Here is a 16,660-nt window from a genome sequence, read left to right as displayed (position 1 = left end):
TAAGTGCTCTTGCACAGTTAATTGTTATCCGTTATTTGTTACTGAATTTATTGTTATTTAATGATTCATTTAGGTAAGGCTTTGAAAACCAAACTATTTCTCAACGTTTAAAAGTTGAGTTTGGTATTCCGGCAACACGGATAAAAGTAAATTTACCGTTTCCGTCAAACTTGAGCAGGTGCGCCCCCCCGAAGCATTTTTATGTCCTCCACCGGAAAAATATTTATTGGCCAGTTCACGCACCGAAAAATCCTCTACCGAACGAAACGAAAGTTTTATTTCATCGCGGCGTTCAATGAGCAATACCGACATGACTACGTTTTCGAGCGAAAGGCCAAAATTGACAATTCCTTCGGTATCACCGATCCCTGAATTAAATCGTTTGAGTTCGTCCATCGAAATGGTCATGTAAACGGTGCGATATTCGGGCAACCATGTTAGCTTTTCAGACAATACATACCCAAGCAAACGTGTTCTTCCAATCGAATTATTATCGAAAATAGCCCGATGCACATAGTTTACGTTCAGGCCCGTTTTCATCAATTCAGCCACGGCAAGGTGCACTTCCGGAGTAGTACTTCCATGTCTGAACGAGCCGGTATCGGTCATTATTCCTGCATATAAGCATTCCGCCATTGGTTTATCAACCAACTCGCCATCCCCTAATTGTTGGATAATTTCCAAAATATATTGGGCTGTGGCTGCTTTGCTCGTATCCGAAAACACAAAATCCGCAAAGGATTCGGGTTCGAGATGATGATCGATCAATACTTTGGTTGCCTTTGAGCTTTGAGCCAAGCTGCCCAAGCCTTTGATACGGTGCAAAGCATTAAAATCTAAACAACAAACAACGTCTGCATCCTGTAAAAATTTTTTGGATTGAGCAATGGTCTGGGCATTTTGGTCAAACGTAACCACTTCAGCGAAGTCAGGCATCCAACGTAAATTTGAAGGACATTCGTTAGGAATAATAACCGTAGCTATGTGTCCTTTTTTCTGAAGGTACAATTTCCACCCCAAAGAAGACCCAATAGCATCGGCATCCGGGTTTTGGTGAGTGAGTATAACAAAATGTTTTGAACCCGAATTAATCAGCTCGTAAAAGGCGTTCCACTGTTGCATAGCCCGCAAAGTTAGTAACTTTCGTCGAAATGTTTCCGAAAGCCGCATAGACTTCCTAATTTTGCGGCGTTTTTTAGGAGAATACCTATTCTTTATTAATCAACGTTATGCATCTGAAAAATAGATCCTCCTATGAAACATGGGCGGCTTGCCGCTCGAAAATCGTTTTATAACTACCAAAAGAACCAACAATGACAACCAACCGAACATTCACTATGATTAAGCCGGACGCAGTAGCGGACGGTAATTCAGGAGCCATTTTGAAAATAATTGAAGAGGCCGGATTTCGAATCGTAGCCCTGAAAAAAACATTACTGACCAAAGAACGTGCCGGCGAATTTTATGCAGTACATGCTGAGCGTCCTTTTTACAACGACCTATGCAGCTATATGTCTTCCGGCCCTATCTATGCAGCTATCTTAGAGAAAGACAACGCCGTAGCTGACTTTCGCACGTTGATCGGCGCAACCAATCCTGCTCAGGCGGCCGAAGGTACGATCCGAAAATTGTTTGCAAAGTCTATTGAAGCCAATGCCGTCCACGGTTCAGACTCTGACGAAAATGCAGGCCTTGAAGGCAGTTTTTATTTTTCAAAGACAGAACAGTTTTAATGTTTTTTAAAATTGGGAATATCCCAAAAAACCTCATCAATGATGGGGTTTTTTTATGGGTTTTTCGTGAAACATTACATTTATAGTCATTTCACGGATAAAAAAGTAGGATTCACGGAAAAAATTTGCGTTTTGTCAATTCATTAACGTATCTTCAACCCAAACCGATTGAATTATCCCCATAAAACGACTATGAAAAACAACGAAATGCGAATGCGCAAGGTAGACTCTTCTGTATTGGTAGCCAAAGAGGAACCTTTTTCGTGCGAAGTGCTAAGCAAACTTTTGGAAAGAGAAGGATTTGACGTAGTGGGCCGCGCCAATGAATTGGATGATCTTATCCAAAAAATTCATACCAAAAAGCCAAAATGTGTTATTGTAGAGGCCAACTTGATTGGAAAAGAAACCAATCATTTATTGAAGGAATTATCAGAATCCTCCAGTCCCCCTAAATTGGTTCTGTACTTTAACAACTCCAATTCGAAAGAACTGACCAAAGCGCTTGACGCTAATTTTCAGGGATATCTATATTCAGAAGATCGCCTGGAAGAGCTCTACAAATGCCTGCTTTACATTCAGACCCAATCCAAATATTACAGCGATGGATTTAAGGATCTGATCAAGAAGCAAGGCTTGAATGAAATTGACAGCGATACGCAGCAAAAACTTCAGACATTGACCAAGCGAGAAAAACAGGTGCTTTATTTAGTAACTGAAGGCTTGACAGGTTACGAAATCTCTGATTCTCTTTGCATCAGCTATCGTACATTAGCCAATCACAAGCAGAACCTGATTCATAAGCTCGGGCTTGACAGTAACCGCCAACTCCTGAAGTTTGGCTTACAGATCAAATCACATATAAATACACTGTAGAGAATGATTACCGGCTTCGATTGGCGGCAAGAGCATCTTTGAAGGCAGGAAAACGTTGGCGAGACATCATCATCTCTTTGATTTCTGAGACTGTCTTGATATACACAATATATTTACCTTTTTCCCAGTAAATATAACTATCAAGATGGTCCAGATTAATTATATAACTGCGATGGACCCTAAAGAAATGCAGGGGGTTTAGTTCTTCTTCCAAAATAGACAATGGCTTCATAACCCTAAACCGACCTTTAGGATGTATTACGTAATAACGTTCTTCATCTGTTTCGAAGTAGTAGCATTCTTCCAACTTTAAATAGACATCACCGGTACCCGTTTTTGCTTCGATGACTCGCGGGTAAACATCCGCTTTTTCAATAACCGCTTCTGCAACAGGCGGCGGCGGGAGTTGTATGGCAGGAACAACATTAGTAGAAGGTGATACGGGCGGAATACTCACGGGAGAAGGATCGCCACTGTCTAAAAAATCTTTTACTAAGGCCGCGTTCACTAAAATATAGCCTAACAATACAACAAATGGTAAATACATCAGGTAAGTCTGTAGCGTAAATCCTTGAAAAACATACAGATCGATGTACCTGTTCAATGAATAATGCGGAAATTCTCTCAGCAAAAAGCGAACATGTAATGTAATAGGAAAGAAAAGAAAAAAGGAAATAACGAATAAAGGAAGAAAAGAAGCCTCGTATTTGATCATGGACGAGAAATTGATATTGATCTTTCGAATTCCGAGAAAACGGTGAAAAGCATCAATCAAAAACACCATTATATATAGTGTACAAAACTCCGGGGCTAATAACCCCAAAAACAGATTTTTTAAATACGAAAAAAGAGTCTGGTACGAACTGTAAGTATATAGCTTATTCTGCGGCGAAATAGCCCACCCTATAATTTCGAAGAATAGGACTATAACCAGCAAAAATATCAATCCATTTTGTGGACTTCTATAAAGAGATCGAGTCAGAGTTAGTGAACTCATTTTAATAAAAACGCTCTACACTACCGAATTACTACTTCAATTATTACTATTTGACTACCACAGTAAGGCAAAAAATAGTCAATAGTGACTATAAACCATTACAAATATAGCAATTAGTACGGATACCCTGCAAGATATTCGCGCTGTACCTTTGTATTGTCAAAAGATTAAAGAGAAAAAGACATACTAATCTTTCGATATAAAGCACTGAATATCAAAATTTTATAACTAATTGTTTCACTAATTTTATTAATAACAAAGGCAATGAAAAACTTATTTAGCATCCAACCAAAAAAAGCGTTAAATTCTTTTATCAAAGAAGGAAAATTTTATGCAAAAAATGAATCAAGCCGCATTTTGAACTTTGGTGAAAAAGATCCAATGGCTTCTTGCTACGGTATTTCTATGGAAAAACAAGCTGAAAAATCATTAGCGCTTTAATTCTTATCGCATGAGAGCCTCGGATTTAGCTAATTATAAACGTGCACTTCTTGACTGTGAAGACGCGCTCAACCGAGTGAATTTACACGAAGAGGAAGGGTTTACGGTAAGGTTTGCAATTTTTTCGGCTAACCTTACCAACTTTCTCCCGGAAATACCCCAATCAGAGCATCTTGATCTTTTCAAAAGCTTGTTAACGAATCTGGCTTTTGAAAGTTTTGAACGCAATTTACTACAAATTGGTGATTTCTGTGATGTCAAAGGAAACATTAAAGCGCTAAAATCCGCAAATACTCCGCAAATTTTTTGCACATTTCATTTAGGCTCTTACCGGATCATAGCTAATCTGCTTATCCGTATGGGTCACAACTTTTCCACCATTGTAAGGCAGGATGTGTATAGTAAACAACTTGAATCCATGATGAGCTATACAGCTCGGATGAAAGAGAAATACGATACTACCAGCCAAGTGAGTGTACTTAATGCCGAAGACCCCCAAATATTGTTAAAATTGATCCGAGAACTTAAATCAGGACGATCTCTTTTAGTATATATGGATGGCAATACAGGTTCCGGCGAAGAAAAATTAGACCCGGTAGACTTTTTAAGTCAAAAAATTAACGCAAGGAAAGGCATGACCTACCTTAGTTATCTTACCGGGGTGCCACTCGTTCCTGTTGTTTCATATCGCAAGCCCGACCGTAGCAATATGCTTTACGCCGGTGAACCGATCAAGGCTCAAGCGGGAATATCCCGGGAAGAGTTTTCAACCAAAACCTTACAATATCTTTTTGATTTCTTCGCTAAATACGTTGCTTCTTATCCTGAACAATGGGAAGGATGGAATTATATCCATAATGCGTTAATAAATCGGGAAGATACAGTACAAACACCTCCCAACTCTGCCTATAAGAGAGTTCATTATGAATTCAATTTCAGCAGGTACAGTATCTTTGAATTACAGGACGCACCTGTCTTGTTTGACAAAGTACTTTATTCTACTTACGAAATTTCTGACGGCTTAAAGAATTATCTTTTAAAACCACCGTTTGTCAACCCAAAACAAGCTCTTGGAAAGTTTATTTTTAAAGAGTTGGTAAGACAGGGTATCCTGATTTAAGCCATAAATATACCATATTGATATCCCAAAAAAACCTCGGCAAGTCGAGGTTTTTTTTATTTTTACCAAAAACCAGCCGGAAAAATTCTGACTTCGGAGTAAATTTCACCTATGAATATAGTCATTTCACGGTCTTTTATAGTCATTTCACCGGCCAATAGTTAGGATTCACGGCTTTTTACACCAAATCGGTGCTGTACATGTTTAAAATCACAGTAATTTAGTGGTTGAAATCACAGTCGAAAAAAACTCTTAAATGAGCATTTTTATATGGGCTGTACTCAATGTTATGAAAGGCATTAAAGATACCTGCTAAGGTAGCTTAAAAATATTTTCAAAGTAGGGTAAAGTGTGTAGCATTGGCCTCGTCTTCATGAGACGAGGTCATGTTGTTTATAGACTGTTCATTCTTCTCCCGAAACCGCATGAGAGTGCGTTATTTTAGCCCTGCTTTAATAGTAAAAACTTTTATCGAAAAGCAAAAGAACATAGTAGAGTATGCCATTGAAAAACGATTCGCATTCGGCGAAAAATAAGCGTATTGGCAAAAAAATCAGAAATTTGAGTAAAGAATTACACTTTTGGTATAATAATTGATACTTTATTTAACAAGCTACCGGTAGGATTGCCCACCAACTTGTAGTAATAGGTTACTTAATTGGTTCATAAAAAGCTTAAAATACTGCCCCCTCTCCCTTTTTAAGCCTTCTTATCAACCAATTTTAGCCGGACTTAATGAAAATAATCGACTAAATCCTCCTTTGGTACGGTTATTGTTACCTTGTGTTTGTCTTATATTTCAGTAATATAAGGGTAAGGGAAATCATACCAACTCCCTGTTGTTTCTTCTCAGAAAAGAAAAAATGTTTTCTTTTCCATTTTTTATCTAAAAACTAGCCCTACATTTAGTCTCTCAGACGAGATATGGTATATTTATTGCTTCAAAAATTCTAACAAAAGGGAAATACAGCTTTTCTTTAAATTTCCGGGCAAGAAATTTCACAAACAAACATTGAGCTATGGGGGCTTTGTACGAGTATGTACTCTTCAAAGGGGTGAAGAGAGGGAGTTTTGTCGTTTTTTTTATTCTTTCAAGTATTTTTATTTGTTGTATCACAGGTACTAGGGTAAAAGCACAAACCATTAAGGGGACCGTTTACCGAGATTTTAACGCCGACGGCCTTAAAACAAACACTGCAACCTTTAATGAAATAGGGGTAAAAAATATTCTGGTCTGTGCCTATAAAAAGGATGGTACATTGGCCGATTCAACCCGGACTGCTCCTGATGGTACTTATACACTCGCAAATGCTCCTACTTCAGACACGTTACGCATCGAATTCAAAGATTTTTTGGTTGGTGACTACGAAGGGCCGTTCAACCCGACAGGCAGCAATACTTCCGTTCAGTTTGTTGCAGGAAATTCTACCGGTGTTGATTTAGGGATCAATTACCCTAATCATTATTGTGATACAGAAAACCCTCAAACCGTAACGGCCTGTTTTGCAGCGGTCAACGCTGCTACTACTCCGCTGAATGACCTACCGGTATTGGTAGGACTTCCGTTCGAAGTAACTGAACCGACCAAAGTGGTTTCCTATCACGCCTTCGTCAAAGATGTCGGTTCTGTTTGGGGGATTGCTCATAAACGCGAAACCGCCCAAATTTTTACTTCTGCCTTCACTAAACGGCATGTAGGATTTACCCAACACGGCCCCGGCGCTATTTTCATTACTGACCTTATCTCAAATACCACTACTGAATTTTTCAATTTCGGCGCAAGCGCCGGGGTTGATATGCATACAGATTTACCCGACAGCATTACGGCCAACGCTCGCCTTGACAGCTATGATATTCCCGCTTATGACGCCGTTGGAAAGGTTGGGATAGGAGGTATTGATATCTCCGATGACGAGAAAACACTTTGGCTGACCAATCTTCAAAATCGTAAACTTTATTCACTGAATATCGCAACAAAAGATACCGTTTCTTATAGTATTCCTAATCCTTGCAACGGACAAAGTTATCGTCCGTTTGCAACAAAATACTACCGGAATAAAGTATACGTAGGTGTTGTATGTACACGCGAAGATGCGCTTGACAAAAGCGACAGCACGGGATTAGACGCTACGGTCTATGCCTTTGAAAACGGTAACTTTACCCAAGTACTTCATTTTCCGCTGACGTATTTAAAAGGAGCCTCCAATGCTGACGTCCCTCCGGCAGATGGAGACGCTCGGGGAACAAGATGGCGCCCGTGGATACCGCTGCCTTATTTATTCCCGGACCGAGATAATAATTTTTCAACATATCCGGAAGCATGGTTAACCGACATTGAATTTGACGTAGATGGCTCTATGATCGTTGGTATCAGAGATCGTTATGCAGATCAAATGGGTTTCAGAAACAGATACCCTCTTCAGGGTGACACGACGTTCGTCACCGTTATCGGTCCCGGTGAAGTACTGAGAGCAGGACCATGCGGTCCCAACGGGACTTGGATCATTGAAAATAATGGCTCAGTTTGTGGAAGTACGGCATCCACTCAACAAACTGATGCACAGGGAATAGGCGGCGGAAAATACTATTGGGGAGACCGCCCTGCGGACGGTGCTAACCATGAAATGAGTTCTCAGGCAGGCTTGGCACTATTGCCGGGAAGTGGTAAATTGGCTATGACAGCCATCAATCCTATCAATATACAAAATACCGGAGGGCTCAAACGCCTCATCAATGCCAACGGGAATAAAGACGGTAATGCAACAGGAGCCGACCCAAATCCAAACGGGGGAGCTATTTTATACGATGATACTGAATTTGGCTTCGGAAAAGCAAACGGTTTGGGAGATTTAGAGCTTATATGCGCTCCCCAGCCGATTGAAATAGGCAATAGAATTTGGAATGATAAAAATAAAAACGGTATACAGGATGCCAATGAAGTCGGAATTGACGGCGTTACGGTAACCCTTTGTGATTCCAACGGGACTGCGTTGGCAAGCGTACAATCCGGCAACGGAGGGCAATATTACTTTTCATCAGCAACAACGGCAGGCGGCCCATCTTACATAAAGTACCAAATTGGCTTAAAACCCGACACCAAATACATTCTTAAAATCGGCGGCTTTGCTACGCAACCGGCATTGTTGGGCTTTCTGCCTACTATTCCAAACAATATTGCCGATCATATAGATTCTGATTTTGCACCGGATGGCGTCAATTTGAAATTTACATTTACTACACGAAGTGCCGGTCAAAATGATTTTAAGGCAGATGCGGGCTTCACGCCGCAATTAGGCTCTTTAGGAGATTTTGTCTGGAATGATCTCAACTATAACGGTCAGCAGGATTCGGGTGAAACGGGCGTGCAGGGAGTAATTGTGCAACTTCTTACTAATGCCAATGTTGTTTTAGCTACCGATACTACCGACAGCAATGGTTTTTATTCTTTTGACAGTCTTGAGAACGGTACGTATTTAGTAAAAATTATTGCGGCGTCTATTCCCTCAGGTCTGATCATCAGCGGTGTTCAAAATGCTGCGGGGATATCTGACAGTTTAGATTCAGATTTTGACGCCGTTACCGGATTAAGTCAATCCATCGTGATTGATGCGACCAAAGGGGGAATCAATAAAGATAATCCGACGATTGACTGTGCCGTTGTTGTTCCCTGCAAGCTACCTCAATGGATTCTTTCATCTGCCCCGGTATGTTCTCCAACAACGGCTGTTTATAGTGTCAGCTTTTCGGTAGCCAACCAAAATGGTGTCATTAAAGTAAATACAGGAACACTTTCCGGCAGTAATCCTTATACGGTTACGGGCATTCCTCATCATGTTAATTTAATCGTTACTGACAGTTTATCCGCGGTATGTAAATTTGATACGACTTTCACCGCTCCGGATTGCGAGTGTCCCCAGCTTATGATTCTTACTCCCAATGCAACGGTTTGCAAAGATTCTCTTTTTCCTACCTTGCAAACAGCGGTTTTTGGGTCTAATGTAAACGGAATCGGCGTAGCTTGGTACAATACACCCTCGGGCGGTTCGGCACTTGCAACTACTTTAAGTTTTCAACCTGCCGGTATCGCTGCAGCAACAGACACATTTTATGTAGAACTTACCAATACGACACCTTTTTGTACCAACCCGGTCCGTACTCCTGTAATCATTACTGTTCAGGATTGCGCAGTTGACCTTGCGCTTAAAAAGAGCATAAGTACTAAAATTGCCCATATCGGAGATTCAGTTTCCTATACCATTAAAGTATGGAATGAGTTTACCACCAACGCCACGGGAGTTGAAGTGACCGACAGCATCGCAACAAGCGTTCAATTTATTGTCGGCTCTTTTAGTGCCTCACGCGGCTCGGCTTCCATTAGTGCTAACGTTATTAAATGGAACATCGGCAACATTGCGGCCAACGGAGATACTGTCACCCTGACCTATAAAATTAAAGTTACGCAGGAAGGCCTTCATTTTAATACCGCCGAAATCAGCAAGACCAATGAAAAGGATAAAGATTCCACACCCGGCAATGGCAATGAAAGCGAAGATGATTTAGGCCGCCAATGTTTTACGGTACCTATTAAGCTTTGTGCCGACGAAAAAGTACAGGTAAATGTACCAACAAAATATACAAATGTACAGTGGTTTAAGGCAGGCATTCAAAGCGCCATAGCCCAGGGCAATGAAGTATTATTGAGTGAAACAGGCTCGTATACCTTCACAGCTACCAATAATACCTGTCCTGCGGAGGGATGTTGTCCCATCATTATTGAACCCGGTGACAACTGTTGCCCCGCAGATCTGTGCGTGCCGTTTACGATTCAACAATCCAAAAAAGCAGGGAAGAAAATTTAATATTCAATCGGTCTATCACAAAAAAAGAGCCCTTGATGGGCTCTTTTTTTGTGATAGACCATTAAATAAATCAGAATATAATCACCTCTTAATTCACATAAAATAAAAGCATCTTTTCAATGCTTATTCAATAGATATCTCTGTAGGGTTTCGTTTTCCGATCCTCTTTCTTCGCCTCAATCTAACCAAGAATCTGATTTTTATAATTACGATATCTTCTTTTTAGTGATAAAACGCTATGCTCGTTATCCATTTTTGCCTACTTACAAGTTCTATACCAATTAATAAAAAAAGTCATATTAAAATAACAAATAAAAATATATCAAGTATAGTATTATCAGGCGTAAAGTAGGCCATTATTTACAAGCAATACACCTCGAAGCACGCTCTTTTCAAAAACAGAGTTGGCAAAAGTGCCAATTAAGCCTTATTTAGCCACTTTCTTTACACTTCTTCTTATTTCACTTCTCTTCTTCTCAGTCAATGGCTTTTTTCAACACAATCAAAAAATACATATAAAACACCATATTGGTATAATTGTTGAATTGAGAAAACTACCCTAAAAAAAAGTTTAGGTATATATTATTCATTAGATATGAAAAAAATCTATCATTTTTTCGCTTATAGTATCTTTTCAAGCCAAAGTGTCAATGGTTCGGTCCCAAAAAGAAATGATGTAAAGCAGGTAGGGTTGTTTGCTTTTCAGCATTATTTTATAACATTGATCTTGATCTTTTTGGGGCTGCTAAGCACACAGGCATACGCGCAATGTGATGTAAGTATTGATAAAGTCACGGTATCCGGGTGCTATTTTATCGGCGGACAAAGTAAAGCGACCGTCAGTGTAGAAGTAGCTTGGTCGGGAGCACCTGCCAATGACAGTATCAGAGTACAATTGGGGACTCAGATACGGTATATTAAACCGGGCAGAATTTTGGTAGCTTATCCTCAGCCTCCTACGTATGCTCCCGGCTTTTTGTACGGACATCAAGTAATCGTTTCGCCTCAGGTAGTTTCTTTTCAAATTGATGCCGATGGTACCCCGGGATCTATATCGGCGGCATTTGTGGGCAATCCAAGTTGCTCAGCAACAAGCCCATATGCTGCTCCGGCAGCATGCCAACCTATTGTCTGTGGAGTCAATCAGTTAGGAGGAACCGTATATAGAGATTTTAACAGTAACGGAAATAAAGATAATGCGGAAACCTCCGGAGTTGCCGACATTGGTGTTACCGCCATTGATTGCGCGGGAGCGGTCTATGGTCCCGTCAAAACGGATGCTTCCGGTAAATATGCTTTTAATTCCGCTTCCATAAAGTATCCGGTACGCATTGAATTCAGCGGATTAACGGGCCTGAACAGTTCAACCATTTGGGGAACAGGCAACGCAACTACGGTACAGTTTATCGAACAGGCTACGTGTGATGCAAATTTGGGAATTATAAACCCACTTAATTATTGCCAAGACAATGTAAACGTCTTTCTCCCATGTTATGTCTACGGTGACCCACTCGTATTCGATAACACGGCCAATTCATCAGGAAACGCCGATGTGTTGGTAAGTATTCCTTACGGCGTAAACTCTAACACTTTTGCAGGAATGGCACATATGGCGGCGGCTAAAGAGATCGGTACCGTATGGGGATTAGGATACAATCGTTTTACAAAGGACTTGTTTTTGGCGGCCAATTTACACCGTCATTCAGGGCTGGGTCCTCTGGGACTTGGCGGAATTTACGTAACGCATACATCAGGCGGAAGTTATACCACGGAAGATTTTGTAGATGTGGCAGCCGACCTTAACATCAATGTGGGTTCCATACCGGCCAACAATTCCGTTGGCCGAGGTCTTATTTCTGATAAAACAAAACCAAGTGTTGACTCGGCTGCTTTTTATAAAATAGGCAAAGTGGGTATCGGCGGTTTGGAAGTGGCAGAAGACGGGAGTAAGCTTTGGTTTACCAACCTGCACGACAAAAAACTTTACAGTATGAATATCTCTGCCTACAATTCTTCCCACACCAAACCTACGGCAGCAGATGTGCAATCGTACACCCTTCCTGACCCCGGTTGTGTAGGAGGTGAAGTGAGGCCTTGGGCGGTAAAAGTATATGATAATAAAGTATACGTTGGACTTGTATGTGATGCCTATACATCGCAAAATAAATCAAATCTGCGCGCTTATGTGTATGCACTAAGTGGTAACACATTCAGTCAGGTTTTTGATTTTCCGCTTACATATCCAAAAGGATACGGAATTTCGCCGCTAAATTCAACCGGTGCCGCCGGAGTGGACAGTACCGGTTGGTACGCTTGGACGGATAATTTCAAAAAGATGGTCATTCCGATCAGCAATAATCCGAAGTCGCTGAGCTTGGTTCGCCCTCAGCCCATTTTATCCGATATTGATTTTGACATAGACGGCTCTATGGTTTTGGGTTTTGCTGATCGGACCGGGATACAAGGCGGTTTTGATAACTATCCACCCACGGGAGTATCAGACACTTTATATAAAGTCAATCCGGCTTCAGGTGATATTCTTCGGGCATTTTTCTCAAACGGTACATATATATTGGAAAACAACGGGCAGGTCGGCCCGGCCACCGGAGTAGGTCAAAACAACAATCAAGGTCCGGGCTTTGGAGAATTTTATGACGACAATTACAACGATGGTACCAAATATGCGCATACAGAACTTGCTTTGGGAGGTCTTGCCCTTAAACCCGGCAGCGGCCAAGTATTGGGAACAACCATTGACCCCTTTAAGGCTTCGCCTAACTCGGGAGGGGTTAAGGTTTGGAATAACACTACAGGACATGCTGATAACTCTTATGTAGTTTACAATGCAAGCGCTCCCGGAACTTTTGCCAAAGCAAGCGGTTTAGGAGAACCTGATTTGAACTGTGATATTTTAACAACGTTGGAAATAGGCAACCGAGTATGGATCGATACCGACAGGGATGGTGTTCAGGGTGCCTGCGAAAAAGCGTTGAAAGATGTAAACGTCTCACTATATAAAGGAGTTACGCTCATCGCCACCACTAAAACCAATACTAATGGCGAGTATTATTTCAGCAGTAAATCTAAGATCGTGGCCGGAACATGGTCAGGAACCGGAGCTGACACAATACTTTTACCGACTACGGCGTACAAATTAGTAGTTGGAAGCGGCCAAATGACTACTGAAGGTGATACATTAAAAATAGCAGGTTTAGGCAAATTTTTACTTACCCAAAAAGACGCGACGGCCAACACCGGAAACGACCTAAATGATAGCGATGCTGCTAAAACAAGCATTGCAGGCGGCAATTACCCTACGATAGAAGTAACAACGGGCGTTCCGGGCACAGTCGATCATACCTTTGATGCCGGTTTTTATTGCCTTTTTCCTGCTGACGAAAAAATCGTTGTAACCCCTGCAACCTGCACCGGTCTTACCGCGAACAATGACGCTAAAATCAAAGTTACAGGTTTCAACTATACTGATAAATATTCTTATTCAAAAGGACCTGTATTTACAGGAGCTGCTTATGCCGCTGCAACCACCGTCACAAGCGACAGCATCGTTATTTCCGGACTTGCAAATCCTACCGCAACCGCTGATACCTTTGTTGTGAGATTATATAACGGTATCTGCTGCTATAAAGACACTACCATTATTCTACAAAAAACTACATGCGCCAAAGGCTCCATCGGCGACTTGGTTTGGAAAGATGCCAACGACAACGGTATTCAGGATCTGCCATCTGAAAAAGGAGTTAAAGGGGTGATTATCCAATTGTTGAACAGCACCAACAACGCTGTCTTATCCACCGATACCACCGATGCTAACGGAATCTATGGATTTCCCAATTTGGCAAGCGGCAGTTATAAAGTCAAGATCGTGTTAAGCAGTTTATCCGATACCTGTCAGCTCAGTCCTAAGCAGGATGTAAACACAGGAGGCGGAAACGATACCAATGATTCCGATTTCAATCCAACTACGGGAGAAAGCCCTGTTATTGTTATCAATACCTCAGGAACAGGCATCGCGAAAGATAATCCCACCATCGATGCCGGTTTGTACGTCCCCTGCCTCAAACCCGTTGCGGATGCGGATGTAACTGTTTGTCAGGGAACCTTAACCGTGAATCTCAAAGATGCCGGAACCGGCGAAGTCTGGAGTAAAGGAAGTCAACCTGCCAACACATCGGCTTCCATCAACGCCGCTACCGGAGTAGTTACCGGACTCAGCAGCGCCGGAAACTACTACTTTATTTTGACATATAAAGGGCAAGCCGCATGTAGCGACACCGTCAAAGTAACCGTTACACCTCGCCCTATAGCCTCAATCACGCTCAAAAAACAGGATATTTGCGTCGGCCAAACTCCTCAAGCATTTATTGCTTCGCCAAATACCGGGGTAAGTTATGTATGGTTCGGTCCTCTGGCTGATTCAACATCAAGTTTTGGAACGGCCATTAATGGCCAGACGTCCAACACATTTTTACCTACAGCTCCAACCATCACGACTTTGGGAGTACACTACTTTGCCGTTGTCATTACGGATAATGCTACCACTTGTAAAGACACGGCCTTTGTCCAACTCGTGGTCAATGCCAAACCAAATGCAGGCAATGACATCACCGGCGGCAATGCCATCTGTAATACCATCGGCACCGTAGATTTGCCTAATGCCGCCAACGGCGAAACCTGGTCACAACTCGGCAGCACGCCCAAAGCGGTTACTATCAATGCCTCTACAGGTGTCGTCACCGGAATGGATGTCGTGGGGACGTATCAATTCATCCTCAAAAATGCCACCACCGGCTGCGCCGATACCCTCGCCGTCGAAACCAAAAACTGTCTCAAAGGCTCCATCGGTGACTTTATCTGGAAAGATATCAACGATAACGGTATTCAGGAGCAGGGCGAACCCGGCGTCAAAGGTGTTATCGTGCAACTCCTCAACAGTACCAACAACGCCGTTCTGGCCACCGATACCACCGATGCCAATGGCATTTACAGCTTCACCGGACTCGATTCAGGCAATTATAAAGTCAAAATTGTGTTGAGCAGCTTGCCCGATACCTGCCAAATTACGCCAAAACAGGATGTAAGCACAGGCGGTGGTACCGACACCAATGATTCCGACTTTAACCCCACCACCGGCGAAAGTCCTGTCATTGTCATCAATACCTTAGCAACCGGCATTGCCAAAGACAATCCCACCATTGATGCCGGTCTGATCATCCCCTGTGTCAAACCCCTCTGGAACTTTACCACCACGCCGGTCTGCTCACCGACGGCCACCGTCTACAGCGTTGCCTTCTCAATTGCCAACAAAAAAGGCCATCTGAAGGTCAATGCCGGGACACTTTCGGGAAGCAATCCTTACACCGTCACGGGTATTCCCAACGGCACCAACCTGATCATCACCGACAGTTTGAGAGCCAACTGTAAATACGACACGACCATCATTGCCCCCGATTGCAGCTGTCCGCAGGTCAACCTGCTGACCCCTAACGCCACGGCCTGCAAGGGAGATACCCTGCCGACCTTGAAGATCACCCTCATCGGCGCCAACACCAACGGGGTCAATGTGAACTGGTTTGCCAATGCCACCGGCGGAAACAGCCTGGCCTCGGGACTTTCCTACAAACCGGCGGGCAGCATCGCCGCCACCGATACGTTCTTTGTCGAGCTGTCGGGCGGAACGGGCGGCTGTATCAATCAGCCCCGCACGGCCATCATCGTGACGGCCCTGGATTGTCAGGTGGATTTGGCCCTCAAGAAGCTGATCAATAAAAAGATCGCTCAGGTGGGGGATACCCTGACTTACACGGTGAAAGTATGGAATGAGTTCAGTGCCAACGCCACGGGCGTAGAGGTCACCGACTCCATCGCCACGACGGTACAGTTCGTAAACGGTTCTTTCAGTGGTTCCCGCGGCACGGCATCCATGACCAATAATGTCATCAAGTGGACCATCGGCAACATTGCCGCCAACGGTGATACCGTGACGTTGACCTACAAGGTCAAAGCGGTTCAGGAAGGTGTTCATTTCAACACGGCCGAGATCACCAAAACCAACGAAAAGGACAAGGACTCTACGCCGGGCAATGGAAAAGATGAAGAAGATGACATTGATCGCCAATGTTTTACCGTACCTATTAAACTCTGCCCGGGTGAAAAAGTGCAGGCAAGTGTTCCGGCACACTACCTGAACGTTAAATGGTTTAAAGCAGGCACAGAGATCGTATCATTAGCAGGCCGGAATACAGTACTGTTGCAAGATACAGGCACGTATACTTTCACCTCCAGCAATAATACCTGCCCGTTGGAAGGGTGCTGTCCGGTCGTTATTGAGCCGGGGATCAATTGCTGCCCCGAAGATCTTTGTATACCGTTTACCATTAAAAAAACTAAAAAGAAATAGTTTAATACCTTAATAAATAAGCAATTAAACATTATTGGCAGGCGCATAATGCGCCTGCCAATAATTCAAAAAACTGAAATATTATCCCTTTTTTATCAGTTATCGTTCAACTTCCCGGAGTTAAGTATATTATTTTTTTGACATAGCTTCTTTTTGGCCATTATTTATCACAATGGGGTATTATTTCCCACCTCCACGAACAATTGGCATATAATTTGT

8 protein-coding genes are annotated in these 16,660 nt (G+C 42.6%); 6 read left to right on the top strand and 2 right to left on the bottom strand.

Features of this window, described 5'->3' with window-relative positions; translation table 11 throughout:
• Positions 1–93: 93 nt before the first annotated feature.
• Positions 94–1,122 carry a DHH family phosphoesterase gene (locus tag ACQY73_RS23315; protein ID WP_428655559.1) on the bottom strand — a complete coding sequence of 343 codons (1,029 nt, stop codon included), beginning with the start codon at positions 1,120–1,122 and terminating at the stop codon, positions 94–96.
• Positions 1,123–1,313: 191 nt separating this feature from the next.
• On the opposite strand from ACQY73_RS23315, the gene ACQY73_RS23310 reads away from it, so the two are divergent.
• Together ACQY73_RS23310 and ACQY73_RS23305 are read left to right on the top strand one after the other, a co-directional pair.
• The gene (locus ACQY73_RS23310) at positions 1,314–1,733 is read left to right on the top strand and encodes a nucleoside-diphosphate kinase (RefSeq protein ID WP_428655557.1); all 420 of its coding nucleotides are present in this window, start codon (positions 1,314–1,316) and stop codon (positions 1,731–1,733) included.
• 192 nt (positions 1,734–1,925) lie between these two features.
• Complete coding sequence (locus ACQY73_RS23305) at positions 1,926–2,606, top strand: LuxR C-terminal-related transcriptional regulator (RefSeq protein ID WP_428655555.1); 681 nt, start codon at positions 1,926–1,928, stop codon at positions 2,604–2,606.
• A 7-nt stretch (positions 2,607–2,613) separates the two neighbouring features.
• Here the strand turns inward: ACQY73_RS23305 and ACQY73_RS23300 are convergent, their stop codons facing one another.
• Entirely contained in the window at positions 2,614–3,390 is a 777-nt protein-coding gene (locus tag ACQY73_RS23300; protein ID WP_428655553.1) for a LytTR family DNA-binding domain-containing protein, read from the bottom strand.
• Between the two features lie 477 nt (positions 3,391–3,867).
• Between ACQY73_RS23300 and ACQY73_RS23295 the strand changes: the two genes are divergently transcribed.
• The 4 genes from ACQY73_RS23295 to ACQY73_RS23280 all read left to right on the top strand — a co-directional run bounded on the left by ACQY73_RS23295 (position 3,868) and on the right by ACQY73_RS23280 (position 16,441).
• Entirely contained in the window at positions 3,868–4,044 is a 177-nt protein-coding gene (locus ACQY73_RS23295; RefSeq protein ID WP_428655551.1) for a hypothetical protein, read from the top strand.
• Between the two features lie 10 nt (positions 4,045–4,054).
• Positions 4,055–5,164, top strand: a complete 1,110-nt coding sequence (locus tag ACQY73_RS23290) for a hypothetical protein (RefSeq protein ID WP_428655549.1) — start codon at positions 4,055–4,057, stop codon at positions 5,162–5,164.
• Between the two features lie 1,019 nt (positions 5,165–6,183).
• The gene (locus tag ACQY73_RS23285) at positions 6,184–10,023 is read left to right on the top strand and encodes an SdrD B-like domain-containing protein (RefSeq protein WP_428655547.1); all 3,840 of its coding nucleotides are present in this window, start codon (positions 6,184–6,186) and stop codon (positions 10,021–10,023) included.
• Between the two features lie 595 nt (positions 10,024–10,618).
• Positions 10,619–16,441 carry an SdrD B-like domain-containing protein gene (locus tag ACQY73_RS23280; RefSeq protein WP_428655545.1) on the top strand — a complete coding sequence of 1,941 codons (5,823 nt, stop codon included), beginning with the start codon at positions 10,619–10,621 and terminating at the stop codon, positions 16,439–16,441.
• Positions 16,442–16,660: the final 219 nt, after the last annotated feature.

Origin of the sequence: Runella sp. (assembly GCF_965279615.1) — a bacterium.
Taxonomy (GTDB): Bacteria; Bacteroidota; Bacteroidia; order Cytophagales; family Spirosomataceae; genus Runella.
Note: the sequence above shows the minus strand (reverse complement) of the source record. Positions and strands in the feature narration are given on the sequence as shown.